The sequence below is a fragment of the Oceanobacillus saliphilus genome, from assembly GCF_023522835.1.
GTDB classification, from domain to species: domain Bacteria; phylum Bacillota; class Bacilli; order Bacillales; family Amphibacillaceae; genus Oceanobacillus; species Oceanobacillus saliphilus.
On sequence record NZ_JALCZU010000255.1, the window covers coordinates 1 to 253 of the forward strand.

1 protein-coding gene is annotated in these 253 nt (G+C 54.2%); it reads right to left on the bottom strand.

Features of this window, described 5'->3' with window-relative positions:
- The coding region (locus MN204_RS21080; RefSeq protein ID WP_249873000.1) for a hypothetical protein at window positions 1-253 on the bottom strand (253 nt) is incomplete at both ends.

The following is a 253-nucleotide window of genomic DNA, read 5'->3' on the forward strand; positions in this document are numbered from 1 at the left end:
CAGGTGGTGCGTTGTACGTTTTGGTAAATGTGAGCGGTACAGCCGTACCCGCTGTCACAACCGTCCCTGTTATTGTCTCCATCACCGAGTTTGTACCAGCGTTACCACGTGGGATGGTGAAGTTAACCACCTGTGCAGGTGCTGTACCTGTTATGCTCGCTGCGGCGTTACTTCCTGCCGCACCCGTTGTAACTGTGCCAACGCTCAGCGTGTTTGCGGGACCCTGTGGAATACCCAGATTAAGCTTACCACT